This is a genomic window from Amycolatopsis sp. NPDC051045, assembly GCF_040682955.1.
In the GTDB taxonomy this organism is placed as follows: Bacteria; Actinomycetota; Actinomycetes; order Mycobacteriales; family Pseudonocardiaceae; genus Amycolatopsis.
Map to the genome: position 1 here is coordinate 1 of NZ_JBFBCC010000003.1, position 26,261 is coordinate 26,261.

25 protein-coding genes are annotated in these 26,261 nt (G+C 70.0%); 11 read left to right on the forward strand and 14 right to left on the reverse strand.

Annotated features, from left to right (window positions below):
* Positions 1-91 precede the first annotated feature (91 nt).
* On the reverse strand, positions 92-742 hold the full coding sequence (locus tag AB0M80_RS07665; RefSeq protein ID WP_364560407.1) for a hypothetical protein: 651 nt from the start codon (positions 740-742) through the stop codon (positions 92-94).
* An 86-nt stretch (positions 743-828) separates the two neighbouring features.
* On the opposite strand from AB0M80_RS07665, the gene AB0M80_RS07670 reads away from it, so the two are divergent.
* Together AB0M80_RS07670 and AB0M80_RS07675 are read left to right on the forward strand one after the other, a co-directional pair.
* Positions 829-1,206 carry a nitroreductase family deazaflavin-dependent oxidoreductase gene (locus AB0M80_RS07670; RefSeq protein WP_364560410.1) on the forward strand — a complete coding sequence of 126 codons (378 nt, stop codon included), beginning with the start codon at positions 829-831 and terminating at the stop codon, positions 1,204-1,206.
* 8 nt (positions 1,207-1,214) lie between these two features.
* Entirely contained in the window at positions 1,215-1,745 is a 531-nt protein-coding gene (locus AB0M80_RS07675; protein ID WP_364560412.1) for a GNAT family N-acetyltransferase, read from the forward strand.
* Here the strand turns inward: AB0M80_RS07675 and AB0M80_RS07680 are convergent.
* The 4 genes from AB0M80_RS07680 to AB0M80_RS07695 all read right to left on the reverse strand — a co-directional run bounded on the left by AB0M80_RS07680 (position 1,735) and on the right by AB0M80_RS07695 (position 5,919).
* Positions 1,735-2,061, reverse strand: a complete 327-nt coding sequence (locus AB0M80_RS07680) for an MmcQ/YjbR family DNA-binding protein (RefSeq protein WP_364560415.1) — start codon at positions 2,059-2,061, stop codon at positions 1,735-1,737. The genes AB0M80_RS07675 and AB0M80_RS07680 overlap by 11 nt on opposite strands.
* A 38-nt stretch (positions 2,062-2,099) precedes the next feature.
* A complete protein-coding gene (locus tag AB0M80_RS07685) occupies positions 2,100-3,791 on the reverse strand; it encodes a bifunctional metallophosphatase/5'-nucleotidase (protein ID WP_364560416.1) in 1,692 nt (563 codons plus the stop codon).
* A gap of 217 nt (positions 3,792-4,008) precedes the next feature.
* Positions 4,009-4,788: an alpha/beta fold hydrolase gene (locus AB0M80_RS07690; RefSeq protein ID WP_364560419.1), complete on the reverse strand. Its 780-nt coding sequence runs from the start codon at positions 4,786-4,788 to the stop codon at positions 4,009-4,011.
* A 51-nt stretch (positions 4,789-4,839) separates the two neighbouring features.
* Positions 4,840-5,919, reverse strand: coding sequence for a Gfo/Idh/MocA family oxidoreductase (locus tag AB0M80_RS07695; protein WP_364560421.1), 1,080 nt, complete (start codon positions 5,917-5,919; stop codon positions 4,840-4,842).
* A 221-nt stretch (positions 5,920-6,140) separates the two neighbouring features.
* On the opposite strand from AB0M80_RS07695, the gene AB0M80_RS07700 reads away from it, so the two are divergent.
* Positions 6,141-6,776, forward strand: a complete 636-nt coding sequence (locus AB0M80_RS07700; RefSeq protein WP_364560424.1) for a VanZ family protein — start codon at positions 6,141-6,143, stop codon at positions 6,774-6,776.
* On the opposite strand, the gene AB0M80_RS07705 is transcribed toward AB0M80_RS07700, so the two are convergent.
* On the reverse strand, positions 6,717-6,893 hold the full coding sequence (locus AB0M80_RS07705; protein WP_308677584.1) for a hypothetical protein: 177 nt from the start codon (positions 6,891-6,893) through the stop codon (positions 6,717-6,719). The genes AB0M80_RS07700 and AB0M80_RS07705 overlap by 60 nt on opposite strands.
* A 114-nt stretch (positions 6,894-7,007) precedes the next feature.
* On the opposite strand from AB0M80_RS07705, the gene mug reads away from it, so the two are divergent.
* The 4 genes from mug to AB0M80_RS07725 all read left to right on the forward strand — a co-directional run bounded on the left by mug (position 7,008) and on the right by AB0M80_RS07725 (position 11,028).
* A complete protein-coding gene (gene mug, locus AB0M80_RS07710) occupies positions 7,008-7,568 on the forward strand; it encodes a G/U mismatch-specific DNA glycosylase (RefSeq protein ID WP_364560427.1) in 561 nt (186 codons plus the stop codon).
* A 265-nt stretch (positions 7,569-7,833) separates the two neighbouring features.
* Entirely contained in the window at positions 7,834-8,619 is a 786-nt protein-coding gene (locus tag AB0M80_RS07715) for a response regulator transcription factor (RefSeq protein ID WP_364560430.1), read from the forward strand.
* Between the two features lie 157 nt (positions 8,620-8,776).
* Entirely contained in the window at positions 8,777-10,612 is a 1,836-nt protein-coding gene (locus tag AB0M80_RS07720; protein WP_364560433.1) for an acyl-CoA dehydrogenase, read from the forward strand.
* 140 nt (positions 10,613-10,752) lie between these two features.
* Positions 10,753-11,028 (forward strand): GlsB/YeaQ/YmgE family stress response membrane protein, encoded by a 276-nt coding sequence (locus AB0M80_RS07725; protein WP_364560436.1) that lies wholly within the window; start codon positions 10,753-10,755, stop codon positions 11,026-11,028.
* A 61-nt stretch (positions 11,029-11,089) separates the two neighbouring features.
* Here the strand turns inward: AB0M80_RS07725 and AB0M80_RS07730 are convergent, their stop codons facing one another.
* Complete coding sequence (locus AB0M80_RS07730) at positions 11,090-12,505, reverse strand: MFS transporter (protein ID WP_364560439.1); 1,416 nt, start codon at positions 12,503-12,505, stop codon at positions 11,090-11,092.
* Between the two features lie 143 nt (positions 12,506-12,648).
* Between AB0M80_RS07730 and AB0M80_RS07735 the strand changes: the two genes are divergently transcribed.
* The gene (locus tag AB0M80_RS07735) at positions 12,649-13,491 is read left to right on the forward strand and encodes a helix-turn-helix transcriptional regulator (RefSeq protein ID WP_364560441.1); all 843 of its coding nucleotides are present in this window, start codon (positions 12,649-12,651) and stop codon (positions 13,489-13,491) included.
* Positions 13,488-14,195 carry a leucine-rich repeat domain-containing protein gene (locus AB0M80_RS07740; RefSeq protein ID WP_364560444.1) on the forward strand — a complete coding sequence of 236 codons (708 nt, stop codon included), beginning with the start codon at positions 13,488-13,490 and terminating at the stop codon, positions 14,193-14,195. The genes AB0M80_RS07735 and AB0M80_RS07740 overlap by 4 nt, the downstream gene beginning before the upstream one ends.
* Positions 14,196-14,199: 4 nt before the next feature.
* Here AB0M80_RS07740 and AB0M80_RS07745 read toward each other — a convergent pair whose 3' ends face one another.
* From AB0M80_RS07745 to AB0M80_RS07755, 3 genes are read right to left on the reverse strand one after another with little or no spacing between them, the layout of a single operon-like run.
* The gene (locus AB0M80_RS07745) at positions 14,200-16,383 is read right to left on the reverse strand and encodes a VanW family protein (protein WP_364560447.1); all 2,184 of its coding nucleotides are present in this window, start codon (positions 16,381-16,383) and stop codon (positions 14,200-14,202) included.
* A gap of 25 nt (positions 16,384-16,408) precedes the next feature.
* Positions 16,409-16,741, reverse strand: coding sequence for a co-chaperone GroES (locus tag AB0M80_RS07750; RefSeq protein WP_364560449.1), 333 nt, complete (start codon positions 16,739-16,741; stop codon positions 16,409-16,411).
* 1 nt (position 16,742) lies between these two features.
* Positions 16,743-18,569: an NHL domain-containing thioredoxin family protein gene (locus AB0M80_RS07755; RefSeq protein ID WP_364561975.1), complete on the reverse strand. Its 1,827-nt coding sequence runs from the start codon at positions 18,567-18,569 to the stop codon at positions 16,743-16,745.
* A gap of 165 nt (positions 18,570-18,734) precedes the next feature.
* Here AB0M80_RS07755 and AB0M80_RS07760 point away from each other — a divergent pair, with 165 nt between their 5' ends.
* A complete protein-coding gene (locus AB0M80_RS07760; protein WP_364560451.1) occupies positions 18,735-19,310 on the forward strand; it encodes a hypothetical protein in 576 nt (191 codons plus the stop codon).
* 58 nt (positions 19,311-19,368) lie between these two features.
* Here AB0M80_RS07760 and AB0M80_RS07765 read toward each other — a convergent pair whose 3' ends face one another.
* The 4 genes from AB0M80_RS07765 to AB0M80_RS07780 all read right to left on the reverse strand — a co-directional run bounded on the left by AB0M80_RS07765 (position 19,369) and on the right by AB0M80_RS07780 (position 24,443).
* On the reverse strand, positions 19,369-21,672 hold the full coding sequence (locus tag AB0M80_RS07765) for an oxidoreductase (RefSeq protein ID WP_364560453.1): 2,304 nt from the start codon (positions 21,670-21,672) through the stop codon (positions 19,369-19,371).
* A gap of 85 nt (positions 21,673-21,757) precedes the next feature.
* Positions 21,758-22,531 carry an amino acid ABC transporter ATP-binding protein gene (locus AB0M80_RS07770; protein ID WP_364560456.1) on the reverse strand — a complete coding sequence of 258 codons (774 nt, stop codon included), beginning with the start codon at positions 22,529-22,531 and terminating at the stop codon, positions 21,758-21,760.
* Complete coding sequence (locus AB0M80_RS07775; protein WP_364560459.1) at positions 22,531-23,484, reverse strand: amino acid ABC transporter permease; 954 nt, start codon at positions 23,482-23,484, stop codon at positions 22,531-22,533. The genes AB0M80_RS07770 and AB0M80_RS07775 overlap by 1 nt, the downstream gene beginning before the upstream one ends.
* A 23-nt stretch (positions 23,485-23,507) precedes the next feature.
* Entirely contained in the window at positions 23,508-24,443 is a 936-nt protein-coding gene (locus tag AB0M80_RS07780; RefSeq protein ID WP_364560462.1) for an ABC transporter substrate-binding protein, read from the reverse strand.
* A gap of 214 nt (positions 24,444-24,657) precedes the next feature.
* Between AB0M80_RS07780 and AB0M80_RS07785 the strand changes: the two genes are divergently transcribed.
* Positions 24,658-26,244 carry a circularly permuted type 2 ATP-grasp protein gene (locus AB0M80_RS07785; RefSeq protein WP_364561978.1) on the forward strand — a complete coding sequence of 529 codons (1,587 nt, stop codon included), beginning with the start codon at positions 24,658-24,660 and terminating at the stop codon, positions 26,242-26,244.
* Positions 26,245-26,261 lie beyond the last annotated feature (17 nt).

Below are 26,261 nucleotides of genomic sequence, written 5' to 3' on the forward strand. Positions count from 1 at the left end.
GGCTGCACTTCTACAATCACCACCGACCCCACTCATCCGTCGGAGGCAAGCCACCCATCACCCGGCTGACCAACCTCCCCGGACATCACATCTAGCCTTCGACGAGTTCCCAGTCGCCGTCCGGCGTCGCGCGGTCGTACACCTGGCCCGGCGCCGCCCTGAGGACGCTGCGCACGTCCGGGTACAGGTTCGCCACGTGCTCCAAATCGAGGCCCTCGACCTCGAAGTCCTCCGCCTCGGGGACCTCGAAGCCGACGAACAGCCAGGTGCCGTCCTGCTCGCGGACGACCTGGCGGACCGCGCGCACCGGCTGCTGCGGACCCGTCGGGATCTCGGTGAGGCCGCTGCTGATCTGGGCCTCGTCGTCCGGTGAGCCTTCGTACTTCCAGGCCGCGCGGCGCTGGGCGAGCAGCCGGACGTCCTCGTCCTCGTCGTCGGAGCCGGTCACCGAGGAGAGCAGCCACGTGCGGCGCTCCGGGTCCCAGTCGGCGGCCATCCCCGTCGGCAGGCCCGCCAGCGCGCCCAGCTGCGGCAGCAGTTCGACGGCTTCGCGCAGCGACAGCTTGCCGAAGCTCTCGCGGTTGACCAGCACGTCGTCGGACAGCTCGGTGCCGTCGCTGATGAACCAGTCGTCCTCGTCGTCGAGCACGACGAAGCCCAGCGCGTCGGGGTCGTTCACCAGGGCCAGTGCGATGATCACCGGCGCTTCCGGGTCCTGGCGCAGCGGCCATTCGGTCGACATGCGCCATATCCCACCATCGGCGCGGTGCGGGCGGGGAGCCGGGTCACCCGATCGATTAATTCATCGCATGTTGATATCATCGGGCCATGGTGCTGCCCAAGGGACTCGCCCGCTTCAACCGCGTGGTGACCAACCGGATCAACAAGCACGTCGTCGGCTGGGCCCCCGGGTTCGGCATGATCGTCCACACGGGGCGGAAGTCCGGCAAGGAGTACCGCACGCCGCTGAACGTCTTCCGCACGGACGACGGCTTCGTCGTCGCCCTCACCTACGGGCCCGGGACGGACTGGGTGAAGAACGTGCTGGCCGCGGAGAGCTGCACGCTGATCACTCAGCGGCGTAAATACCGCGTCCACTCGCCCCGGCTCGTGCATGATGAGTCGCGGAAGGCCATGCCGGTCCCGGTCCGGCAGTTCCTCGGCCTCCTGGACGTCCACGACTTCCTGCTGCTCAAGCGGGACTAGGGGGAAAAGTGCTCGAGGGGGAACTCGTCCGGCTGCGCGCGCTGGAACCGGAGGACGCCGAACGGTTGCACCCGTGGACGGCCGACCCGGAGGTCGGCCGCTGGATGGTCAACGAGCACCCCCTGTCGGTGGCCCAGGTGCGCAAGCGCTGCGAGGACCGCGCGCTCAACACCTACGAAAAGGTCGTACTGGGCATCGAAGCCAGGGCCGACGGCAAGCTCATCGGCGTCATCGACCTGCGCGACGCCGAGCCCGAACTCGGTGAGGCCGAGCTGGACGTCTACATCGGCGACGCCGGGTACCGGGGCGGCGGCTACGGCACCGAAGCCCTGCGCCTGATGTGCCGCTACGGCTTCAACGCCATGCGGCTGCACCAGATCACACTCTGGGTCGTCGCCGAGAACGAGGCCGCCCGGCACGTCTACCGCAAGATCGGGTTCGTCGAAGAGGGCCGCCACCGCGAATCCTTCATCGACGCCGACGGCGAGCGCCACGACATGATCCTGATGAGCATGCTCAAGGGCGAACTCAAGTGGTGAGCCGCCTCGGCGCCTGCCGCCGCCACGCCTCTTCGAGCAGCTCGCGCAGCTGATCGACGTCCACCCGCTCGAGGTCGACGATGACCATGCCGTGGCCGTCGTAGTGCGGGGTCGTGAAGAAGGCCGCGTCGCCGGAGTCCAGCAACGCGGCCTTCTCGTCGAGCCCGCACACCACGACCAGGCCGCCTTCGTCCTCGGTGCGCAGCCGCGCGAACCCCTTGCCCGCCACTTTCAGCGCGGGCGTGCGATACCAGGTCGAGGCCTCGACCTCCGGCAGGCCGGAGGCGAGGCGTACGACGTCTTCCCAGGTCGTCATGGGTTCATTGTCGACCCGGCGTCTTGGAGAAACGGGAACTACGGCAGCCGGGTGATCCGGTCGGCCGCGGGCGGGGCCAGGTTCGGGTGGGCGCCCAGGTACGCGATCAGCGCGTCCAGGTCCACCGGTCCGCCGGCCAGGTCCGTGCCCTTCGTGAACTCGGTGAAGCCGTCCCCGCCGGCCGCGAGGAAGTTGTTCACCGACACGCGGAACGTCGCCGCCGGGTCGACCGGCGTGCCGTTCACCGTGATGTCCGAGACCCGCGAGCCCTGCGGCGCGGACGCCGAGTAGCTGTAGTGCAGCGAGCTCGAGATCTGCAGGATGCGCGTGGTCGTGCCCTGCCACTGCTGTTCCAGCACGTTCTTCAGGTTCGCGCCGGTCAGCGTGATCGTCTGCATGATGTTCGCGAACGGCTGGACGGTGAACGCCTCGCCGTAGGTCACCACGCCGTCGCCCTCGTTGTTCGCGGACGACTTGTACGTCAGGTCGGCGCGGATGCCGCCCGGGTTGGTGATCGCGATGACCGCGTTGTTCGACTGTGTGCCCGCGAGCTGCGCGTCGGCGATGACGTCGCCGAGCGACGACTCACCGGCCGCGTTGCCCGCCGCCGGCAGGTCCGCGGTGATGGTGCCGACCTGCTGGTTCGCGATCGGGGCGGCCTTCGCCTTGGCGTCGGCGACCAGCGCGGCCACGGCCGGGTCCGGCGTGACGGTGCGGGTGACGATCTCGTTGTGCGCCTGCGTCTGCGATCGGACGACGTCACGCGTCTTGAGGCTGATCTTCAGGTCCACCACCGACAGCAGGCGCCCGAACGACGAGCCCTGGATGACCGGCCGCGGCTGGCCGGCCGGGTCGTTGATCACGCAGTTGTACTGCTGGTGGCTGTGCCCGGTGAAGAACGCGTCGACCTTCGGCGTCACCGCGGCCGCGATCGTGGCGGCCGGCCCGGGACGCAGCTTGCAGTCGTTCGGGCCTTCGACCTCGGTCCCGTCACCCTGGTGCAGCAGCACGACCTGGGCCTTGACGCCGAAGAAGTCGAGCAGGTCCGCGGTCCGGTTGATCGCCTCGACCTCGTCGCCGAACTTCAGGCCCTTGATGGCCTCGGGCGTGACGACGGTCGGCAGGTCCTTCAGCGTGGCGCCGATGACGCCGATCGGCACGCCGCCTTCGAACTTGACGGTGAACGGCAACAGCGCGGGCAGGCCGTTGGTGAAGTACACATTGGACCCGATGAACGGGAACTTCGCACCTTTGAAGGTCTTCTCGAACTGGCAGCCGTCCGTCGGGTGACACCCGCCGAACTGCATGCGCTGCAGCTCCTTGAACCCCTCGTCGAACTCGTGGTTGCCGACGACCGAGGCGTCGACGCCCAGCATGTTCAGGAAGTCGATGGTCGGCTCGTCGTGGAACAGTGCCGAGATCACCGGCGACGCGCCGATGTTGTCCCCGGCGGACACGACGAACGAGTTGCGCACCTGCGCCCGCAGCTGCTTCACGTGCGTGGCCAGGTAGGCGGCCCCACCGGCGTCCACAGTGGTCCCGTCCGACTGCACCACGCGCCCGCTGGAGCCGGACGGCGGCTCCAGGTTGCCGTGCAGGTCGTTGAACCCGATGATCCGGACGTCGGTGGTGGGGTCCGGGCGCTGGCCAGCGGACGCGGGTGCGGTGGTCACCGCCGTGGTCGCCAGCGCGGCCGCGGCGAACACCGCGAGCCGGGTCGAAAGCCTCATGAGTGTTCTTCCTCCGATTCGCGCCCCAGTTCCCCGAACGGGCGCACGGCGGAGGATTCTGCCTCGCGGCGGAGGCGAGAACCAGGGGCAAAAGACGGACGTGCTGTGCGATTGTTACCAATCCGGCCGGCAGCCACGGCGGAACAAGTCCCGCTGAGCGGATTCACTCTGGTCCGTTTCCACCTACTTTCGGCCGGATTGGTAACGTGAATGTCACCTAACGGCTTCCGTCGAGCAGCACCCGCGCGACGAGTTCCGGGTCGTCGTTCATCGGCACGTGCCCGCAGCCCGGCAACAGCCGGAAGATCCCGTGCGGCGCGACTTTCCGCAGGTCGGCGACGCGCGGGCGGGCGAGGATCCGGTCGTGTTCGGCCCAGGCGATGGTCACCGGGACGTCGGTGACCGGGCCGGTGAAGCGGAAGTCACCGCGGGACTGGGCGGCGGTGGGCTCGAAGCCCGGCGCGGTGGCGAGCGCGCGGGCGTCCTCGACGACGGCGTCGGGCGCCTGCCGTTCGGGCCGTCCGACGATCATCCCGGTCAGGGCGCGCCGGCCGGCCGCGGTCGCGGCGATGCGGCGCACGACGTGCGGCGGCGTGCGCTGGGCGAGGGCGCGATGGGCCCGGAGCGTGGCGATCGCATAGATCTTCTGGGTCCGGTTCCACAGGCCGGCCGGCGACAACGCCGTGACGCTGCGAACCAGCCCGGCCTGTCCGAGGGCCAGCGACAGCAGGCCACCGAGCGAGTTGCCGGCGACGTGCGGCCGGCCGAGCCCGAGGTCGGTGAAGAGCTCCTTGAACATCACGAGCGCGGGCTCGATGCCGTACCCGCCGGACGGCTCGGGCGACTCGCCGAAGCCGGGCAGGTCGACGGCGATGACGTCGCGATGGGCCGTGAGCAGCGGAAACACCGGCGCCCAAGCCTGGCGGCGGTGGCCGATGCCGTGGATCAGCACCAGCGGTTCGCCCCGGCCCGCGCGGTCATAGACAACGTCGTCCATGATCCGAGCGTAAGGGCCGGTTAGCGGAAAAGCTACAACCGACGGTAACAGTTACTCTGCGTCCAGCCGAACCCGGTTCCCGGTGTCGGCCGACCGCTGAACGGCGTCGAGCACCCGGTGCACCCGCAGGGCGTGCGCGAAGTCCGGCAGGTCGCCCTTGAGGTGCCGTGCGTACGCGTGCGCGACGTTGTACGAGGGCTCCGCACTGCGCCCGGCCAGCTGCGACAGCTCGTACCGCGCGGGGACGGTGAGCTTCTCCAACGTGCCGGTCCGGCTGCCGCGCAACGTCAGCTTCGCGATCCAGAACAGCGGGTCCGCGGCCTCGACGACCAGCGTGCCTTCGGTGCCGTTGATCTCCCAGTGGAAGTCCGTGGCCGGCGACGTCCCGCCGCGCAGGTGCAGCGACGCTACGGCGCCCCCGGCCAGCACGCCGGTGACGGCGATCTGGTCCGGCGCGGTCATCTCGACGGACTCCCCGGTGACCTCGTTGCGCACCCGCGGCCGGACGGTCGCCATCGTCGCCGAGAGCTCGGCGAAGCGGCCGAGGACCATGGCCAGGGCGTCGACGGTGTGCGCGAACGGGATGGTCAGCATCGTCGCCCCGCCCGCGGGGTGCAGCTGGTAGTCCCGGCCGGCTCGCACCGAAGGTCCCCAGTTGGCGCCGGAGGCGATCAGCGACGTCGAGAGCACGCGGCCGACGTAACCGTCCTTGATGAGGTCCCGCAGGTAGCGCAACGCCGGCGCCGACCGCCCCTGCAGGCCGACCGCGGTCGTCCTTTCCCGAGCGGCTTCGGCCAGCGCCTCGGTCTCGGCCAGGCTCACGCCCAGCGGCCACTCGCTCAGCACCTGCTTGCCCGCGGCCAGCGCCGGCTCGATGAGCGCCCGGTGCTCGGGCACCTTCACGGCGACCACCACGAGGTCGACCTCGTGGTGCCGGGCAAGCTCCCCTGCGTCACCGAAGGTCAGGGGCACGCCGTACTTCTCCCCCGCCACCCGCGCCGACTCGGCGCTGCTCCCGCTGAGCGCACGGAGTTCGTAGCCGTCCACCGCGGCCAGCGCGGGCACGTGCGCGGTCGCGGCCCAGCCGCCGTTCGCGCTGAGCCCGATGATGCCGACCCGGACCGGTGCCATGAGCGTTCCTTTCGTTGCCTGCACGAAGCTGCGACGTGCCGAGCGTCGTGCTCATTCCCGTATCGGCGCAAGCCGCATCCGGTTACGGCCACATGACTTAGCTCACCGCCGCACCCACCGATCGGCCGTGCGGCGGGTCGGCCGAGTGGCCGAGGGGGCTCCGGACCGTCCGGCCCTTCGACCGAAGCGGCACCGGGGTCAAGATCCATACCGTCGACGGCATGACGAACGCACAGGTCACCGCCCTGCAGTACGGCTTCACCGCATTCCTCGCGCTGTGGGTCGTGGTGCTCGTGCCGCAGCTGATCACCCAGCTCGCCCGGCACGGCGGCCTGCGGCTGCGCGGCCTCGCCACCACCGCGGCGGTGCTGCTCTACGGCTGCATGACCCTCGCGGTCGTCTTCCTGCCGCTGCCGGGCCCCGGCACCCGCCGGCTCACCCAGACGGTCCAGCTGCACCCGTTCCAGTGGATCGCCGACATCCACACCGAGCTGCTCGAGCACGGTGGGTCCTGGTTCATGACGCAGACGTTCCAGCAGGCGTGCCTCAACGTCCTGCTGTTCGTCCCGCTCGGGGTGTTCGCGCGGATCCTCTGGCGCCGCGGCCTGATCGGCACGACCTTGATCGGCTTCACGGCGTCACTGCTCGTCGAGATCACGCAGCTGACCGCGAACTTCGGCACGGCGCCGTACGTCTACCGCATCTTCGACGTCGACGACCTCATGAACAACGCCTTCGGCGCCGGAACCGGCTGGGTGGTCGGCGCGCTGCTGCTGACCCTGCTCCGCGGCCGTCCTTCAACGGTCGGCGTGCAGCCGGCCCGGCGCGAGCGGATCCACCTCGCCCAGACGCGCTAACCGCGCCTTCCGCTGCAGCGCCGCGCGCTTGGCGGCTCGCCGATCCTCCAGGACGACGACGAGCACCGCGACGGCCAGGACCAGCGCGACCAGCCCGAGGACGATCGGAAGCTGCACGAAATCCTCCTCGGTACGGCGCTGTGCGAGAGATCACACAGGGTACGCAGGTCCGTGCCCGATTCGCTACCCCCGGCGACACCGAGCGGCAGTTCGGGGTCGGAAACTGGACGGGTGAGCACCCGACCCACGAAGGACCAGCTGGCCGCGGCGCACAACGCCACCATCCCGGACGTCATCGCGCCCGGCCTCGACGTGTTGTTCTGCGGCATCAACCCCGGCCTCTACTCCGGCGCGCTCGGCCAGCACTTCGCGCGGCCCGGCAACCGGTTCTGGCCCGCGCTGCACGCCGGCGGGTTCACGCCCCGGCGGTACGCGCCGAGCGAGCAGGAGAAGCTGCTCGACCTCAAGCTCGGCGTCACGAACGTCGTCGCCCGGACCACGGCCCGCGCCGACGAGCTGACCGACGACGAGCTGCGCGAAGGCGGGCAGCTGCTCGTCGCGAAGGTGCTCCGGTACCGGCCGCGGTGGCTGGCCGTCGTCGGGATCACGGCGTACCGCACCGCCTTCGGCTTCCCGAAGGCGCGCGTCGGCCGGCAGGACCACCGGATCGGCGACACGCACGTGTGGGTGCTGCCCAACCCGAGCGGGCTCAACGCGCACTGGACGCCGGCCGGGCTGGCGGCGGAGTTCGCGGAGCTGCGGGCCGCAGCCGAACAGTGTCGAAATCGTTGAACGGGCGGCAGGCCACCCTCAGTAGCACCCACTGCCCCGTCAGGTCCTCTCCGGCGCTGCCGCGTCGCCCCTGCAAGATCGAGTTCTACTTACAGTTTGCTGTGACCTGCAGATTCGGCCATGAGGGGGAGTTGGCGTCATGAGCTGGGCAATCGCGACTCGTACCAAGCAGGAAGAGTCACTTCCGGCCGGTCCCGGCAGGGGGAGCGGACGGTGCCGGAGACGTCCGGCGCCCCAGGAGTGACGCGCAGAGACGGAGGCCGCGATGCACGGCATCGAGCCCACCCGCAGGTCCGCGGGGCCGGCCGGACCTGGCGGGCGCAGTCTCGGCGTGGCGGTCGTCGACCCCGTCCCGATCTTCCGCGACGGCCTCGCCGCGCTGGTCCACCGCAGCCAGGGACTGCACTGGGCCGGCCAGGCCGCCAGCCACCACGCGGCGCTGCAGCTGTGCGAGCAGGTCAAGCCGGACGTCGTCGTGCTCGACTCGGCGCTCGACCCGAACTGCCACCTGACCAAGCTGCTGAACGCCGGCGACCCGGCGCTGATCCTGGTCACCCTCATCCGTGACGCGAATCGCACGCAGCAGTACCTCGCGGCCGCGATCGCCGCGGGCGCGCACGCCATCGTGCCGCGATCGATCGATGCACGACGGCTCGCCGAAGCGATCCGGCGCGCCCACACCGAGCGCCGTTACATCGATCCGGCGCTGGCCGCGCTGACCGTCCGGCCGAAGCGGGCGACCGCACCGAAGGGCGACCCCGCCCAGGACAGCCCGCCGGTGCCGCGCGGCGCGATGCCGCTGTCCAGGCGCGAATACCAAGTGCTCCAGCTGGTCGCCGAGGGGCTCGAAAACTCGGCGATCGCGAAGCTGCTGTTCCTGTCCGTCGAGACGGTCCGGACCCACGTCAAGAGCATCCTGCGCAAGCTCTCGGCCCGGGATCGGACACACGCGGTGACGATCGCCTTCCGCGGCGGGATCCTCATCGCCCGGGCCGACGACGGGCACCTCCCGGTGACGACGGACACAACCGCGATCCCGGGGCACCGCTGACGCCGTTTCCCAGGAAGAACCCGGATTTCCGGGGATTTCCCGCACACGGAAGTGCGGATCTGCTTGCTCCAGTTACCCACAGGTAATATCCTGAAGTTACCGGCGAGTAAGGCGAACATGTGCCCGGCCGGGGAGCCGAACACATTGGAGTGACGACATGGGCCACTACAAGAGCAACGTCCGAGACCTGGAGTTCAACCTCTTCGAGGTACTCGGCGTGCAGGAGCGCCTGGGCAAGGGTGTGCTCGCCGAATCCGACGAAGAGACCGCGCGCGGTGTGCTGTCCGAGTTGAACAAGCTCGCGACCGGCCCGCTCGCCGAATCCTTCGCCGACGCCGACCGCAACCCGCCCGTGTACGACCCGAAGACATTCAGCGTCAAGATCCCCGAGTCGTTCAAGAAGAGCTACAAGCAGCTCCTCGACGGCGAGTGGTGGCGCCTCGGCCTGACCAACGACCTCGGCGGCTTCGGTCTCCCTCCGACCGTGCAGTGGGCCGCGTCCGAGCTCATCCTCGGCGCGAACGCCCCGCTGTTCATGTACCTGGCGGGCCCGAACTTCGCGATGATCGTGAACAAGAACGGCACCGAAGAGCAGAAGCACTGGGCCCAGCTCATGATCGACCGGGCCTGGGGCGCCACCATGGTGCTGACCGAGCCGGACGCCGGCTCCGACGTCGGCGCGGGCCGCACCAAGGCCACCAAGCAGGAGGACGGCTCCTGGCACATCGACGGCGTGAAGCGGTTCATCACCTCCGCCGAGCACGACATGAGTGAAAACATCATGCACCTGGTGCTCGCCCGCCCCGAGGGTCCCGGCATCGAGACCAAGCCGGGCACCAAGGGCCTGTCGCTGTTCCTCGTGCCGAAGTTCCACTTCGACTCGAAGACCGGTGAGCTGGGCGAGCGCAACGGCGCCTTCGTCACGAACGTCGAGCACAAGATGGGCATCAAGGCCTCGACCACGTGCGAGCTGACCTTCGGCCAGCACGGCACCCCGGCCAAGGGCTGGCTGCTCGGCGAGGTGCACGACGGCATCGCGCAGATGTTCCAGGTCATCGAGTACGCCCGGATGATGGTCGGCACGAAGGCCATCGCGACGCTGTCGACGGGTTACCTCAACGCGCTCGAGTACGCCAAGGAGCGCGTCCAGGGCGCCGACCTGCCGAACATGCTGAACAAGGCCGCGCCGCGCGTCACCATCACCCACCACCCGGACGTCCGCCGCTCGCTGATGCTCCAGAAGGCGTACGCCGAGGGTCTTCGCGCGGTCTACCTGTACACGGCGTCCTTCCAGGACCAGCTGTGGACCGGCGAGGGTGACCAGAAGGTCGCGCACGGCGTCAACGACCTGCTGCTGCCGATCGTCAAGGGCGTCGGCTCCGAGCGCGCCACCGAGCAGCTCGTGCAGTCGCTGCAGACGCTGGGCGGTTCCGGCTTCCTGCAGGACTACCCGATCGAGCAGTACATCCGTGACGCCAAGATCGACTCGCTGTACGAGGGCACCACGGCGATCCAGTCGCTGGACTTCTTCTTCCGGAAGATCGTCCGCGACAAGGGCCAGTCGCTGGCCTACGTGGCCGGGGAAATCACCAAGTTCATCGAGTCCGAGGCGGGCAACGGCCGGCTCAAGAACGAGCGCGGGCTGCTCAAGCAGGCCCTCGAGGACACCCAGGGCATGCTCGGCTCGCTGATCGGCTACCTGACCGCGTCGCAGGAGGACCCGCAGAGCATCAACAAGGTCGGCCAGCACACGGTCCGGCTGCTGATGTCGGTCGGCGACCTGCTCATCGGCTGGCAGCTGCTCAAGCACGCCGAGGTCGCCCTCGGCAAGCTCGACGCGGGCGCGTCCACCAAGGACGTCCCGTTCTACGAGGGCAAGATCGCCGTGGCCTCGTTCTTCGCGAAGCAGGTGCTGCCGGAGCTGACCGCCCGCCGCGCCATCGTGGAGGCCGCCGACAACGCGCTCATGGAGCTGGACGAAGCCGCGTTCTGATCCAATGCATTCCGCCGAAGGGCCCCTTCCTCCGAGGAAGGGGCCCTTCGGCGTTTCGGGGCCACATCGCCGGGGAATCCCGTCTCCGAGAGTTCGCGGGATCCGAGTGGCCGGACCTGCGATCACCGAGAGGAGAAGCGATGACTGTCGCCGGCATCATCAGTGCCATCATCGTCGGGTTGATCATCGGCGTTTTGGGCCGGCTGGTCGCTCCCGGCAAGCAGAATGTTCCGATCTGGCTGACCATCGTGATCGGTATCATCGCCGCGTTCATCGGTACAGCCATCGCACGTGGGCTGGGCTACGCCGACACGAACGGCATCGACTGGCTGGAAATCCTCACCCAGGTCGTGCTGGCCGCGATCGGCGTCAGCATCGCCGCGGGGGCCTACGGCCGTCGTGGTGTAACCAGGTAACGCTTTCGGATGACGGCCCGGCCGGTCCACCTTCGGGTGAACCGGCCGGGCTTTTCCGTGCCTACCGCCTGGCCGACGCGCGCGCCAGCGCGACGGCGAACCCGACGCCCACCAGAAGCAACGCCGCGGCCCAGGTCATCGTCGTGGTGATGGCGTGGGCGGACGAACCACCGGCGAGCGTCAGGAACAGGCTCCCGAACGTCGCCACCCCCACGACCTGCCCGAGCTGCAACGTCGTCGTGAGCAGGCCGCTGGCGTCCGCCGCGCGTTCGAGCGGGACGTGCGTCAGCGCGTGCGCCATCAGGGACCCGAACGCCAAGCCCATGGACAGGCCGAACAGCAGGAGCGCGCCGAAGAACAGCGCGCCGCCGTTTCCGCCGTCCTTCAGGCTCAGCCCGAGCAACGCGTACGCGATTGCCGACCCCACGTAGCCGCACGGCGTCAGTGCCGCGTGGACGCGCTCGGGCAGCTTGTGCCAGAAGAACCCGCACACGCCGAAGACCACGCCGCCGGGCGCCATGGACAGCCCGGCGGCCAAGGCCGTTTCCCCGAGGCCGCCTTGCAGGTGCAACGCCACGCAGAAGAGGAAACCGCCGTAGGAAGCGACGCCGGTGGCCAGCGCGGCGAGTCCCGGCGCGACGCCCCGGATCCGCAGCACGCCGAGGTTCACGAGCGGGTCGCGCACCCGGCGTTCCACGACCACGAACAGCACCGCGAGCAGCGCACCCGCCGCGAGCGAACCGAACGTCCACATCGGCCAGCCGGTTTCGTGCCCGAGGACGAGCGGCAGCACGATCAGCACCACCGCGGGCACGGCGATCGCGAGGCCGGCGAGGTCGAGACGGCGGCCCGCGCGAGCGGCGCCGCCGGGCACCAGCCGCAGTGCCAAGGCGGCCACGAGCACCCCGATCGGCACGTTCACCAGGAAGATCGGCCGCCAGCCCGCACCGAAGAGGTCCGCACCGACGAGGACCCCGCCGAGCACCTGGCCGGACACGAACGCGACCGAGATGACCGCGGTGTACGCGCTGAGCGCCTTGGCCCGCGCGGGCCCGCTGAACTGCGCCTGGATGACACTGATGACCTGCGGCATCATCAGCGCCGCCCCGGCGCCCTGGGCGATCCGGGCGGCGATCAGCACGCCGGCGCCGGGTGCCAGCCCGCAGAGAAGCGAGCAGACGGTGAAGGTGATCGTGCCGGTGACGAACAGCCGTCGCCGTCCGAACAGCTCGCCGAGCCGGGCGCCGGTGATCAGCAACATCGCGTAGCCCACGGTGTAGCCGGAAACGACGAGCTGCAGCGCGGCGCCGGACGCGTGCAGGTCGGTGCGGATGTCGGTCATGGCGACGTTCACGACGGTGACGTCGAGCAGCGCCATGAACTGGCCCAGCAGCAGGACGGTCAGCATGAACCACGGCCGCCGGTCCGGCCGGGCGGCCCGGTCCGGGGTGGCCGGGGCAGGGGTGGTCAGTGTCATGCGTCCGACCATGGCGTTGTTCGGCTGCCGGCGGAGAGAGCCTGGGGATGCTGGTACCGGCACCACCCTCCTTCGGGGGTCGGGTGGCGGAGCCCCGGACAGTGCTGCCGAAAACTGTCGTACCCCTCCGGCACCATGTCCGCATGACGTCAACGCAGGTCCACACGAGCCGCCGCGAGGAACTCGGCCAGTTCCTCAAGGCGTGCCGGGCACGGATCGGCCCCGAAGAGGTCGGGCTGCCGCCCGGCGTGCGCCGTCGCACGAGCGGGCTGCGGCGGGAGGAGGTCGCGCTGCTCGCCGGCGTCGGCGTCACCTGGTACACGTGGCTGGAGCAGGGGCGGCCGATCAACGCGAGCGCGCAGGTGCTCGACGCGGTGGCGCGCACGCTGCGGATGGACCGCCCCGAGCGGGAGCACCTGTACCGGCTGGCGGAGCTGACGCCGTCCCGGCTGCCGTCGTCGGTCGAAGTGGTGCCGGACGCGGTGCGCGAGGTGCTGCGTGCGCTCGATCCGCTGCCCGCCGCGGTCGTCAACGGCCGGTTCGACATCCTCGAGTCGAACGCGGCGCAGGAGGACCTGTTCTGGGAGTGGCACAGCTTGCCGTGCCTGCACAAGAACCTGCTGTGGTGCTGTGTCACCGAGCCGAACGCGCGGAAGTTCCTGCTGAACTACGACGATGAGGTGCCGCACATGGTCGCGCGGATGCGCGCCGAGTACGGCAGGCACGTCGGCGACCCGGCCTGGGAAGAGGACATCCGGCGCCTGTCGGCGTTGTGCCCGGAGTTCGCCGAGCTGTGGGCGCGGCAGGAGGTGGCGGAACCGCGGCCGCGGGTGCGGGAGTTCCAGCACCCGCGGGCGGGCCGGATGCACTTCCGGCTGACCGAGCTGGCGGTGTCGGAGGTGCCGGGCCTGCGGATCCAGGTGTCCACGCCGGACGACCCGCGCACGTGGTCGCGGCTGCCCGCAACGCGCCGGGAGGGGTCATGACCTGGCTCGACTTCAGCGGGCAGGGGCTGACGTCGGTGCCTTCGGTGCCGCCCGAGGTCACCCGGCTCGATCTGTACCGGAACTCGATCTCGGTGGTGCCCGCGGCGCTGTGGGAACGCACCGGACTGGAGGTGCTCAACCTCGCGGCGAACCGGATTTCTTCGCTGCCACCGGGCATCTCGGCGCTGACGTCGCTGCACACGCTCGACTTGGCGCACAACCGGTTCGACTCGCTGCCGGACGAACTGGGCGACCTGGCCGGGCTCACCGAATACCTGTACGTCAGCGACAACCGACTGACGAAGTTCCCGGATGCCTGGTGCCGTCTGGGAAAGCTGCGGTACCTGGGGTGCACGGACAACCGGCTCGTTTCGCTTCCCTCGGACCTCTCGGGGTTCTCGGCGCTGCGCGAATTCCGGCTCTACCGCAACGAGCTGACCGCGCTGCCCGAGTCGATCGGCGCTCTGGGTGCGTTGCGGGAGCTGCACCTGCGCGGCAACCGGCTCACTTCGCTGCCGTCGTCGATCGGCTCGCTGAGTGAGCTGCGTCAGCTCGACCTGCGGGAGAACCAGTTGACGACGCTGCCGGCGTCACTGGCCCGGCTGTCCAAATTGGACAAGCTGGATCTGCGGTGGAACAAGCAGCTCCGGGAGCCGACGTGGCTGCGCGACTTCGAGGAGGCGGGGTGCATGGTCCTTCGCTGACAACTCAACAGAGCACGGTCGGACGCGGACCGTAGGTGGCCGTGTGCGACGTCCGCCGGACCTCGGTGCCGCTCGCGAGGTCGTAGAGCACGCGCGTGTCGGTGACGCTGAAGCCGGACGAACCGATCGACGGCAGGCACGGGCCGGTCCCGCCGGAGCCGAACTGGATCGGCGGCGGGGCGCCGGGTGTCTGCGCGCCGGTCTGGCTCTCGACGCGGAAGTGCCTGGTGCCCCAGATCCGGACCGTCACCGAGTCGCCGGAGACCGTGGCCTGGATGGCGATGCCGGTCGCCGCGTCGTTGGTCAGCTTGAGCTCGACCGGGCTGCCGTCGACGTTGACGGCCTTCGCGTCACGGCCGACGGGGTAGCGGTCGAGGTAGTGGTCGTGCTCCAGGTGGCCACCGTCGGCCAGGCCGGCGAGGTAGGCGGCGTTGTACAAAGTGGACGCCAGCTGCGAGACGCCGCCGCCGGCCACGGCCGGGCCGGAACCGTCCTCGTCGACCGGGGCGGGCACGTAGCCGGTGTCCGCGGTGCGGGGGCCGGAGCGGCCACCGAGGCTGAACGTCTCGCCGGGCTTGACGATCGCGCCGGACACGCGTGCGGCGAGCGTCCGGTTGTTCGTCTCGGCCGGGCCGGTCAGGCCACCGGTGGTGAACTCGCCGATGACCTCCTTGATGCCGAGCGCGCTGGCGGCGTCGGTGGTCACGCTGGGGGCCGACGCGCTGTAGACGACCGGGAGATCCCGCCCGTCGGTCTTCTTGAGCACGTCGATCAGGGGGAGGAAGGTCTTCTCCCAGTCCACCTTGCGGGCGTCTTCGGACGGCTCGACCGTCGGCTGGTCACCGCTGAAGACGATCTGGGCGTCCTTGCCGTCGGTCTCGGTGCTCGCGAGCTCGTCCTTGAGGGCGGCCTGCAGCTTGCCCTGGTCGACGCGGACTTCGAGGGCCCCGCCCTCGACCGCCGCGAACCGGAACGACGACGCGATCACCACGGGCTTCAGCGGAACGTCCTTGCCCTCGCCGTGCACGACGACCGGCTCCGCGACCGCGGGCACGACGATCTGCCGGTAGGCCGCCTGCACCCCGGCGGCGGTCGCCCGCACCGGCGTGATCGCCATGGCCAGCTTGACCCCGCCCGGGTCGAGCCAGTGGTCGGTGACGGTGTGCACGGCGCCGGCCAGGTCGGCCAGCTGCTGGCCTTGCCGCGGCAGGATCGGGTAGGCGGTGACACCGCCGTCGCTGCCCGGGATCGGCGTGAACCCGACCGAGCCTTCGGTGGCGGGGTGGTTCAGCTTGCCCTCGGCGAGCTCGTGCACGGCCTGGCCGATCCGGTTCTGGTCGGTGCGCGTCGCCACCCCGACCTCGCGGCTGGTGAAGAAGGACATGATCCGCGTGATCGGGCTGAGCGGCTGGTGCCCGGCGAGCCCGAGGGTGTTCGGCCAGTCGAGGCCGAGGCCGGACTGCGAGGGCACGAGTTCGGCCTGGACGTCCCCGCCGTGGACGACCACGGGCCGGATCAGCCGCGGCTCGAGTTCCCGCCGCAGCTTGGCTTCCGCCTCGGCATGGCTGAGCCCGCCGACATCGATGCCGGCAACGGTCACCCCGCGCGGCACATCGCCGGCGCTGACGACCAGATCGATCGCGTAGAGGATGACGAAGAGGCCGAGCGCGAGCCCGATGGCCATCATGGTCCGGGCGACGCCCTTGCGCAGCTTCCGAGCCGGGGTCGCGGGAACCGGGGGTGGTGCGGGGGTTTCGAGCAGTTCGCCGAGCAGATCCTCGGCGAAGAGATCGGTGGTCGCGTCGGCGTCGGCGTTGCCGGGGACAGGCCTGGCCGGGAGCGGTCCTTCCGGCGAGACGTCCGGTTCCGCGGAGGGCCAGATCGGCGGCAACCCGGCTCCCCCATCGGGCTCGGCCGATGGCAGCCCGGGTTCGGTCTCCACGGCGCCCACCGGCTCGACCAACGACCGCACGGGCTCAGCCTCGGCAGCACGCACCGGCTCAGCCGACAGCAACTCGGGTCCGGTATCCACGGCACGCACCGACTCGGCAACCGACCACTCGGGCCGCTCGGGCTCGGCCTCGGGCCACACCTCGGCGGCCGTCCCGTCGGTCGCCGCCGGGTTGGGCGGTGGCGCGGGTTCGAGCTCGCGCACGTCGGCGCCCTCGCGCACCTCTTCGTCTGCCACGCGCCTGCCTTCCGCGGGACCCGACCTACAGGTAGAGCCCCGTCCCGTGCTCGGTCCGCTCGGTCGCCACCGCGTGGATGTCGCGTTCGCGCATCACCAGGTGCCCCTCGCCCTGGATCTCGACCTCGTGCTGGTCGTCCGGGTTGAAGAGCACGCGGTCGCCGGCCTTGACGTTCCGCACGCTGTTGCCTACGCCCAGTACATCACCCCAGGCGAGCCGGCGCGCGACCTGCGCCGTCGCGGGGATCACGATGCCGCCGCTGCTCCGGCGCTCCCCTTCTTCCGGTGCCAGCCGCACGAGTACGCGGTCGTGCAGCATCTGGATTTCGAGTTTCGGCCCGTCTGACACGGCCTGCATGCTACCCGCCGGTCCGCGGCTCACCGGCCATGACCAGGCTCAGCTCGCGCACGCCGCCGTCCTCGATCCGCACCGGCACGCCCCAGTCCTGCCGGGTGATCCGGCACGCCGGGTGCTCGCTGCCACTGTCGGCACTGTCGCAGCTCGCGGCCTGCGCGACGATCTGCAGCACGCCCTCGGTGACACCCGGCGCGAGCCGGATCTTGCGGTTCAGGTCCGTGCCGGTACCACCGCCGTCGACCAGCAGCGACGGGGGCGACGCGCTGATCTCGAGCCGCGTCGACGGGCCGAAGCGATCGTCCAGCTTCTCGCCGGGCGGTGCGGTGAACACCACCGAGAAGTCGATCTCGCCCGGCGCGAGCACCGTCGGCGGGCGGCGCACGGCGTGCGCGTCGCCGGTGACGACCGTCGGCTCCGCCGTCGGCAGCGGGCCGATCCGGTTGCCCGCGGACTCGACGACCAGCAGCGCACCGTCGTGCAGCAGCAGGCCCTGCGGCTCGGCGAGCCCGGTGGCGATCGTGGTCACTTGGCGGGTGAAGACGTCGAAGCGGCGAACGGCGCCGTTGTAGGTGTCGGCGATCGCGATCTTGTCGCCGGGCAGCACGGCGAGGCCCAGCGGGTGCTGGAGCAGCGCGTTGTCGGCCGGGCCGTCGGTGTGGCCGAAGGAGAAGAGGTCGACGCCGATCGCGGTGTGGACGGTGAACGACTCGCCGTCGGGCTCGATCCAGCGCAGCGCCGACGTCTCCGCGTCGACGAGCCACAGCTTGTCGCCGTCCACGGCCAGGCCGGACGTCTGCGCGAAGAACGCTTCGCCGACGTCGCCGTCGCGAAGGCCTTCGACGGTCGTTCCGGCGAAGCGGCGGATGGTGCCGCCGACCGGGTCGAACACGCTCAGCGTGTGGTTGCCGGCCATGGCGACGACGACCCCGCCTGCCGGACCCCACCAGGCGACGTCCCACGGGCTCGTGAGGTCGACCTCGGCGCCCTTGCCGGAGTCCGGCCCGCTGCGCCACTGCGCGCCGGTGCCCGCGACCGTCGTCACCTCGCCGGTGATCAGGTCGAGGCCCCGCAGCCGGTGCCCGGCCGTGTCGGCGACCACGGCGTGGTAGCCGACGCTCTCGGCGATGTCGTACGGAAGGAGCGCGATGCCCGACGGTTCGGCGAAGGTCGCGATGTCGAACGGACCGTCCTGGCCGCCGCGGGCCCCGCTGCCGAAGCGGCGGATGACGGTCTCGCCATCCGACGCGAACTCGACGATCGCGTGGTGCCCGGTGTCGGCGACCAGGACCCGGCCCTCGGCGGTGGCGACGGCCTTGCTCGGGAACCGCAGCTCACCGGGCTGCTCCTCGACCGGCACGTACGGGCTGCCGCCGCGGCGGAGCGTCCCCTTCGCTTCGTGCTTCGTCACGAGGTCGGCGATCACGCGGCGAAGCGCCTCTTCGTGCCCTTCGCCCGCGGCGACGTGCACGACGTACCCCTCGGGGTCGACGACCACCAGCGTCGGCCACGCGCGGACCGCGTACTGCGACCACAGCTCCATCTTCGGGTCGTTGACGACCGGGTGGTGCACTTCGTAGCGGCGAACCGCGGCTTCGATCGAGGCGCGCTCGCCCTCGTGCAGGAACTTCGGCGAATGGACACCGATCGTGACGAGCACGTCCGCGAACTCGGCTTCCAGGGGACGCAGCTCGTCGAGCACGTGCAGGCAGTTGATGCAGCCGCTGGTCCAGAAGTCCAGCAGGACGACGCGGCCGCGCAGCTCAGCGAGGGTGATCGGGCGGCCGCCGGTGTTCAGCCAGACGTCGCCGCGCAGCTCGGGGGCGCGCACGCGGCTCTGCGGTCGTGGAGAAGTCACGGGAAGAGTGAACTACACGCGTTCACGCTCTGTTCCGCGGTCCGGCCGATGAGAGAACAAACTCACCCCGTAGTGGAGCCCCCAGGTCGGCGCGAAAAAGGACGCGCGGGCGGGTGAGCCGCCGCTTAGGCTCGGGTCATGACCCCAGTCCAGCCGGCCGGCGCCCTCTCTCCGGAGGAGGCGCGGCACCTGCAGGAGAACCTCCGGGAACCCGTGCGTCCCGGACTGAGCGAAACCGAACTCGACGACGTCGAGCGCCGGTTCGGCTTCCGCTTCGCCGCGGACCACCGGACGTTCCTGTCCGCCGGCGTCCCGATCGGCGACCGCTGGCCCGACTGGCGTTGCGGCAACGCCGAGCAGCTGCGCAAACGGTTGGCGTGGCCGGTCGACGGCGTGCTGTACGACGTCGAGCACAACGGCTTCTGGCTGCCGGACTGGGGCACCCGCCCGGTCGGCCCGGAGGACGCGGTCCGCGAAGCCCGGCGGCGCCTGGCCGACGTGCCACAGCTGGTGCCGGTGTGCGGCCACCAGTACCTGCCCGGCCTGCCGGGCACGATGGGTTACCCGGTGCTGTCGGTGTACCAGACGGACATCGTGGTCTACGGCACTGACCTGCGGGATTACCTGCACCGCGAGTTCTCGACGGGCGGCATCAGCACGGCCCCACCGGACGGCCCGCGCTACATCCCGTTCTGGTCCCGCTTCATCGACTAGCGGAATCTAGCGCCGTCTACAACCATGACTACAAAGCCGGATAAGCCCGCAGACGCGCTCAGTTCTCCCGGCGCAGCATCCGGCTGACACCCGCCGCCACGGTCGTCGCCAGGATCCAGCCGGACGCCGTGAAGCCCGCGGCCACCCAGTTGTCGGTGCCGTGCATGTACCACCGCGACTTGTTGCCGAAATCGACGATCGGGACCAGCAAGTCCGCCGTGTAGATCACCGGGTTCCACTGCAGGCCGGTGTCCTGCTGGTTCACCACGCAGCGCGGGCCGCTCGCCACGAACCGGCCGGTGCGGTCGTTGACGCAGTTGTCGGAACCCAGGCCGAACCACAGGCTGCCCAGCACCAGCAGCGTGAACAGCCAGCCGAGGGCGCGCACCGGGCGGTAGCCGTAGCCCACCATCGACCGCTGCAGCCAGCTCCACAGCCGGACACCCGGGCCGAAGAACTTGAACCCGCGGGCCAGCGCTTCGTACCTGAACTGCTGCTTGCGCAGCGCCACCGTCGAGGCGTGCTCCTCGTTCCCGGCCGCACGCAGCATGTGGGCGAGCTGGTCGTACGGGCCCGGGCGGTAGCCACGCATGGCCTTGCGCAGCAGCTCGATGCGGTGGTCGAGGGCCTTGTCGTCGTCGAGGGGGATGCCCTCCTTGAGCGCGTCGTAGCGGAAGTCCTCCAGCTCGATGCCCTCGGACGCCGCCCAGAACTGCTCGTTGTCGCTCAACGTTCCGCAGTGCGCACGGCGCAGCACGATCCGGCCCACCGGTGCGGCGCTGGGGGTCAGGATGAACTCGTCCGAGGCCACGTCGCCCGCGTCGAGGGCCACCGCGAACGGGGGCAGCGAGCCCAGCTGGGAACCGCGCAGGTCCACGCGCCGGGCGACCTGGGCGCCGTCGAGGTTGACGCCGCCTTCCGCCACGAACGGGCGGCCGTTGTTGTCCCGCAGCGTCAGGTCGCGGCCGACCCGGCCGGTCCGGACGTCGAGGGAGTAACTGCTGGTCGCGCGCTTGCCGGGGTCGGTCAGGCGGGTGCCCGCCAGGTTGATGCTGCCGCCGACGTCGACGCCCTGCAGCCGCAGCGTGCCGTGGATCGTGGCGTCGGTGAGCTGGAAGTTGCCCGCGATCTTCGACCGGCGCGCCGAGAACACGTCCCGGCCGGGGTGGCGGAACATCGAGTTCCAGGCCAGGAAGTTGCCGCCCACGGTGACGTCGGCGAGCCGCAGCTGCCCGGTCGGCACGCGCAGGCTCGTGGCCTCGATGTCGCCGCCGATCTCGGTGCCGTCCAGGTGCAGCGCGCGGTCGTAGTACGGCTGCGACTTGCCGCGTTCGACCCTGATCTCGGCGCCGGCCAGCCGCAGCGAGCCGCCGATCCGGGCGTTGACCATGCGCAACGTGCCCAGCGCCTGCAGCCCGTCCGACAGCTCGACGTTCCCGTCGACGCGCAGCCGGTCGGCGACCAGCGCCGGCCGCGGGTCGATGTACGGGTCGTTGGACTTCCACGCGTCGATGACGATCGGGCCGTGCTGGGACACCGTCAGCTTGGCCTCGCGCAGCGAGATGTCGCTGTCGACCGTGGCGCTCGGCAGGTACATGATGCCGGTGGCGGAGAACCGTTTGCGCTGGCTGGCCGGGCCGTAGTTGTCGACCTCGCACAGCAGGCTGCCGCCGATGTGCAGGCCGTTGCCGTTGAGCGCGAAGCCGTCCGGGTTGTTCAGCGTGGCCCCGGAGAAGTTGACGTTACCGCCGGTCCGCAGGCCGGGGAGCCGGACTTCGCCGTTCGCGACCATCCGGTAGGCCAGCAACGCGCCGGTCAGCACGAGCCGGTCGGCCTGGATCGCCTTCCCGTGCGGGTGGGAGATGACGGTGCGGGTCAGCACCATCGACCCCTCGATCACCGCGTCGGTCAGGTTGACCGCGGCGTTCGGCATCCCGCGTTCGCGGTCGTCGCCGCGCTGGACGGTCGTCTCTTCGATCTCCCGCGTGTCCCCGTCGACCTGCACGACGCTGCGGATCAGCCGGACGTCGTTGCGGCTGCGCATGTTGCGGGCCTTGAGCCCCGGCAGCCAGCACTTGCGGAACACCAGCCCGAGCAGGTTCGCCTCGCGCACGTCCGGCGGCTGCTCGAACCGGCACCGCTCGAACCGGAACAGGTACTTCAGGTCCGCGGCCCGCAGGTCCAGCGTCCCGGTGATGTAGGCGTCCTCGACGTAGACGATCGGCGCGTTCGTGGCCTGCCGCCGCCAGCGCATCAGCCCGGCGTTGCCCGGTTTCAGCAGTTCGGACGCCTTGACCTCGTAACGGCGGTCCGGGATACCCGCGAAGGGGTCGAGTGGCGGCAGCGCACCTTCGGTCGACATGCGGGCCTCCCCCTCACTCACCCGCCATCAAGGTAGCGAAAAAACGGCGGAAACAGTGCGGAACACCGTTTCCGCCGCAAGATCGTCAGGCGTTGGGGTTCAGCACCCGGGCGAGGAACGACTTGGTCCGCTCCTCGCGCGGGCTCCCGATGATCTGCTCGGGCGGCCCCTCTTCGACGACGACGCCGCCGTCCATGAACAGGACCTTGTCCGCCACCTCGCGCGCGAACTGCATCTCGTGCGTGACGACGACCATGGTCATGCCGTCCTTGGCGAGCTGCTTCATCACGCCCAGGACGTCGCCGACGAGCTCCGGGTCCAGCGCGGACGTCGGCTCGTCGAACAGCATCAGCTTCGGCTGCATCGCCAGCGCCCGGGCAATCGCGACGCGCTGCTGCTGCCCGCCGGACAGCTGCGCGGGGTAGTTCTTCGCCTTGTCCGCGAGGCCGACGCGCTCCAGCAGCTCCAGCGCGCGCTGGCGCACCTGGGCCTTCGGCTCGCGCCGGACCTGGATCGGCGCCTCCATGATGTTTTCGATCGCCGTCATGTGCGGGAAGAGGTTGAAGCGCTGGAACACCATGCCGATGTCCTTGCGCTGGAACGCGACCTCTTTCTCGGGCAGCTCGTGCAGCTTGTCGCCGCGCTGCTTGTAGCCGACCAGCACGCCGTCGACGTAGAGCCGGCCGGCGTCGATCTTCTCGAGGTGGTTGATGCAGCGCAGCAGCGTCGACTTGCCCGAGCCGGACGGCCCGATCAGGCAGAGCACCTCCCGCTCGCGCACCTCGAGGTCGATGCCCTTGAGGACGTCGACGCTGCCGAAGCTCTTGTAGATCTTTTGCGCAGAAACGACCGGAGTCATCAGGCCCTCCCCCCTCCGCCGCCGGCCCCGGAGCCGAACCGGAAGCCCAGCATCCGGCCCGCCCACTTGGTCTTCGTCGCGACGTCCCGCGAGGTACCCCGCGCGAAGCGCTTCTCGATCTGCATCTGGACCAGCGTCAGCACCGACGTCATGAAGAGGTACCAGAGCGCCGCCGTGATGAGCAGCGGAACCGTCTTGTAGTTCTGCGAGTAGATGGTCTGCACCGCCACCATCAGCTCGAAGTACCCGATGGCCACGACCAGCGCCGTCGTCTTCAGCATGGAGATCGTCTCGTTGCCGGTCGGCGGGATGATCACCCGCATCGCCTGCGGCAGGATGATCCGCCGCAGGGTCTTCGTCCGGCTCATGCCGAGCGCGCTCGCCGCTTCCAGCTGGCCCGAATCGACCGACTGGATGCCGCCCCGCACGATCTCCGCCATGTACGCGGCTTCGTTGAGCCCGAGGCCGAGCAGCGACGCGGTGAACTGCGTGATCAGCTGGTTGGTGTCCCAGCTGACGAACTCCGGCCCGAACGGGATGCCCAGGCCGAGGCGCGGGTAGGCCAGCGCCAGGAAGTTCCAGATCACCAGCTGCGTGATCAGCGGCGTGCCGCGGAACAGCCAGATGTAGACGCCCGCCGCACCGGAGGTCAGCGGGTTGGGCGACAGGCGCATCACCGCCAGCAGGATCCCGCCGACGATCCCGATCAGCATCGAGATCACGGTCAGGATCAGGGTGTTCTGCAGGCCGCGCAGCACCCGGTCGTCGAAGAGGTAGTTCCCGACGACCGGCCACTGCAGAGCGTCGTTCGTGATCACGCTGCGCGCGACGATGAACGCGACGAACAGGATGATCACGCCGGCCACCCAGCGCCCGTAGTGGCGCACCGGGACGGCCTTGATGGGCTCGGCGTCGATCGGCGCCTCGGCCGGAGGCGCTTCGGAGGAACTCACGAACTTGTCCTAACTCGACAGACTCAGGAGGCCGGGTTGATCTCCGACTTGGTGACCGCGCCGGCAGCGTTCAGACCCCACTTGTCCAGGATCTTCTTGTACGCGCCGCTGTCGATCAGCTTCTGGATCGCACCCTGGACGGCCCTGCCGAAGTCACCGCTGTTCTTCGGCAGCACGATGCCGTACGGCGCCGTGTCGTACGGCGCGCCGACCGACTCGAGCTGGCCGTTGGTCTGCTTGACCGCGTAGTCGATGACCGGGGAGTCGGCCAGCTCGCCCTGCACGCGCTTGGCGGTGAGGGCCAGGTTGACGTCGGTCTGCGCCTGCAGCTGCGTGACCTCGATGGCGGGCTTGCCCGCGCCGGTGCAGGCGGCGTTCTTCTTGTCGAGGTCCTCGACCTGGGTGGTGCCCTTCTGGACGGCGATCTTCTTGCCGCACAGGTCGTCGGCCTTCAGGCCGTCGGGGTTGCCCTTCAGGACGGCCAGCGACGTACCCGCGCTGTAGTAAGAGATCATGTCCACCGACTGCAGCCGCTCGGCGTTGATGCTGAACGAGGACATCGCCAGCTCGTACTTCTTGGCGCCGATGCCCGGGATGATGCCGTCGAACGCGGCGTTCTGGAAGTCCATCTGCACGCCGAGCACCTGGCCGATGGCGGTGCCGAGGTCTACGTCGAAGCCGGCGGCCTTGCCGCCGTCGACGAACTCGTTCGGCGGGTAGCTCTGGTCCTGGCCGACCGCGATCTTGCCGTCAGCCTTGACGTCACCGGGCACCATGGCGGCCAGCGCGTCGTCCTTGGCGACCGTCCCCACGTCACCCGATCCAGCACCCGGCGCAGCCGAGCTGCTGGGGCCGGTGTCGCCCGCGCCGCTTCCGCCCGCGCCGCAGGCCACAGTCAGGCCGACCAGGGCGAACGCAGGCAGCAAGGCGAGCGCCTTGAGTTGGGTTCCTCGGGCCACGTCGTCACTCCTCGTAGTTCTCAGGTTCTGAGAGCTCGCATATTGCCACTCATCCATACCAAAGCACAGCACCGTGAAGTTACAGCGATGTTTACGACGCCGCGCGAGTGTCGCGTCCGGGCGGCACGGTGAGCGAGGATGTCGTTCATGAACGCCACCCCGCCTCGGCTGCCCCCCCTCCGGTCGACGTGCGCGGAAGGCGGCGACCAGCCGGATCACCCGTCCGGGAGCCCGGTTCGACGGGTACCTCTCCCCGGAGCGGCCGCACGCCGAGGCCTACGACGAGATGTTCGCCGCCGACGGCACGGTCCGCGGCCCGTACCGGGCGCTGTACGAGTCGATCGCGGCGCTCGACGCGCACGACCTGAACTCGCGGTCGCTCGCGCTGGACCGGGCGATGGTGGACCAGGGCATCACGTTCTCACTGTCCGGACAGGAGCGGCCGTTTCCGCTGGACCTAGTGCCGCGGGTGATCCAGGCGGCCGAGTGGGCGAAGATCGAGCGTGGCGTGGCCCAGCGCGTCCGCGCGCTCGAGGCGTTCCTCGCCGACGTCTACGGCGACCGCCAGATCCTGCGCGACGGCGTGCTGCCGCGGCGGCTGATCACCTCGTGCGAGCACTTCCAGCGGGAGGCGTTCGGCATCAACCCGCCGAACGGCGTGCGCATCCACGTGTCCGGTGTGGACCTGGTGCGCGACGAAGAGGGCACGTTCCGGGTGCTGGAGGACAACCTCCGCAACCCGTCCGGGGTGTCGTACGTGATGGAGAACCGGCGCACGATGGCCCGGGTGTTCCCCGACCTGTTCGCCCAGCACCGCGTGCGTCCGGTCGGTGACTACGCGTCGCACCTGCTCCGGGCGCTGCGCGCGGCGGCCGCGGCGAACGTCGCCGACCCGACGGTCGTCGTGCTCACCCCCGGCCTCCACAACTCGGCGTACTTCGAGCACTCGCTGCTGGCCCGGCTGATGGGCGTCGAACTGGTCGAAGGCCGCGACATGTTCTGCCGCGACAACGTCGTCTACCTGCGGACCACCGAGGGTGAGCGCCCGGTCGACGTCATCTACCGGCGGATCGACGACGAGTTCCTCGATCCCGTGCACTACCGGCCGGACTCCGTGCTCGGCGTCGCCGGCGTCCAGAACGCGGCCCGGGCAGGCAACGTCGTGATCGCGAACGCGATCGGCAACGGCGTCGGCGACGACAAGCTCGTCTACACCTACGTGCCGGAGATGGTGAAGTACTACCTCGGCGAGAAGCCGCTGCTGCCCAATGTGGACACCTTCCGGTGCTGGCTGCCGGACGAGTGCGACCACGTCATGGCGCACCTCGACGAGCTGGTCGTGAAGCCGGTCGACGGCTCCGGCGGCTACGGGATCGTGTTCGGGCCGGAGGCGACGAAGAAGGAGCTGGACACGCTGCGGCGCAAGGTGCGCGCGAACCGGCGCGGCTGGATCGCGCAGCCGGTGGTCCAGCTCTCGACCGTGCCGGCCAAGGTGGACGACCGGCTCGCGCCGCGGCACGTCGACCTGCGGCCGTTCGCCGTCAACGACGGCAAGGAGATCTTCGTGCTGCCCGGCGGCCTGACGCGGGTGGCGCTGCCGGAGGGCAGCCTGGTCGTCAACTCCTCGCAGGGCGGCGGCTCGAAGGACACGTGGGTGCTGGCGTCCCGGGCGTCGACGGCCGAGCGCGAGCTCGAACGGCCCGCACTCGGCACGATATCCACAGTGGACGGGATGATCGCCGAACAGGGACCCGAGCTGACCTCGTCCCAGCAGCAACAGCAACAGCAACAGCAGAGCTGAGTTGAATGCTCCCTCAG

Bases quoted from the DNA above. Each gene is read 5' to 3' on its own strand.
- AB0M80_RS07665 (WP_364560407.1), bottom strand. From the start codon at position 742: ATGTCGACCGAATGGCCGCTGCGCCAGGACCCGGAAGCGCCGGTGATC.
- AB0M80_RS07670 (WP_364560410.1), top strand. From the start codon at position 829: ATGGTGCTGCCCAAGGGACTCGCCCGCTTCAACCGCGTGGTGACCAAC.
- AB0M80_RS07680 (WP_364560415.1), bottom strand. From the start codon at position 2,061: ATGACGACCTGGGAAGACGTCGTACGCCTCGCCTCCGGCCTGCCGGAG.
- AB0M80_RS07685 (WP_364560416.1), bottom strand. From the start codon at position 3,791: ATGAGGCTTTCGACCCGGCTCGCGGTGTTCGCCGCGGCCGCGCTGGCG.
- AB0M80_RS07690 (WP_364560419.1), bottom strand. From the start codon at position 4,788: ATGGACGACGTTGTCTATGACCGCGCGGGCCGGGGCGAACCGCTGGTG.
- AB0M80_RS07695 (WP_364560421.1), bottom strand. From the start codon at position 5,919: ATGGCACCGGTCCGGGTCGGCATCATCGGGCTCAGCGCGAACGGCGGC.
- AB0M80_RS07700 (WP_364560424.1), top strand. From the start codon at position 6,141: ATGACGAACGCACAGGTCACCGCCCTGCAGTACGGCTTCACCGCATTC.
- AB0M80_RS07715 (WP_364560430.1), top strand. From the start codon at position 7,834: ATGCACGGCATCGAGCCCACCCGCAGGTCCGCGGGGCCGGCCGGACCT.
- AB0M80_RS07720 (WP_364560433.1), top strand. From the start codon at position 8,777: ATGGGCCACTACAAGAGCAACGTCCGAGACCTGGAGTTCAACCTCTTC.
- AB0M80_RS07725 (WP_364560436.1), top strand. From the start codon at position 10,753: ATGACTGTCGCCGGCATCATCAGTGCCATCATCGTCGGGTTGATCATC.
- AB0M80_RS07730 (WP_364560439.1), bottom strand. From the start codon at position 12,505: ATGACACTGACCACCCCTGCCCCGGCCACCCCGGACCGGGCCGCCCGG.
- AB0M80_RS07735 (WP_364560441.1), top strand. From the start codon at position 12,649: ATGACGTCAACGCAGGTCCACACGAGCCGCCGCGAGGAACTCGGCCAG.
- AB0M80_RS07740 (WP_364560444.1), top strand. From the start codon at position 13,488: ATGACCTGGCTCGACTTCAGCGGGCAGGGGCTGACGTCGGTGCCTTCG.
- AB0M80_RS07750 (WP_364560449.1), bottom strand. From the start codon at position 16,741: ATGCAGGCCGTGTCAGACGGGCCGAAACTCGAAATCCAGATGCTGCAC.
- AB0M80_RS07760 (WP_364560451.1), top strand. From the start codon at position 18,735: ATGACCCCAGTCCAGCCGGCCGGCGCCCTCTCTCCGGAGGAGGCGCGG.
- AB0M80_RS07765 (WP_364560453.1), bottom strand. From the start codon at position 21,672: ATGTCGACCGAAGGTGCGCTGCCGCCACTCGACCCCTTCGCGGGTATC.
- AB0M80_RS07770 (WP_364560456.1), bottom strand. From the start codon at position 22,531: ATGACTCCGGTCGTTTCTGCGCAAAAGATCTACAAGAGCTTCGGCAGC.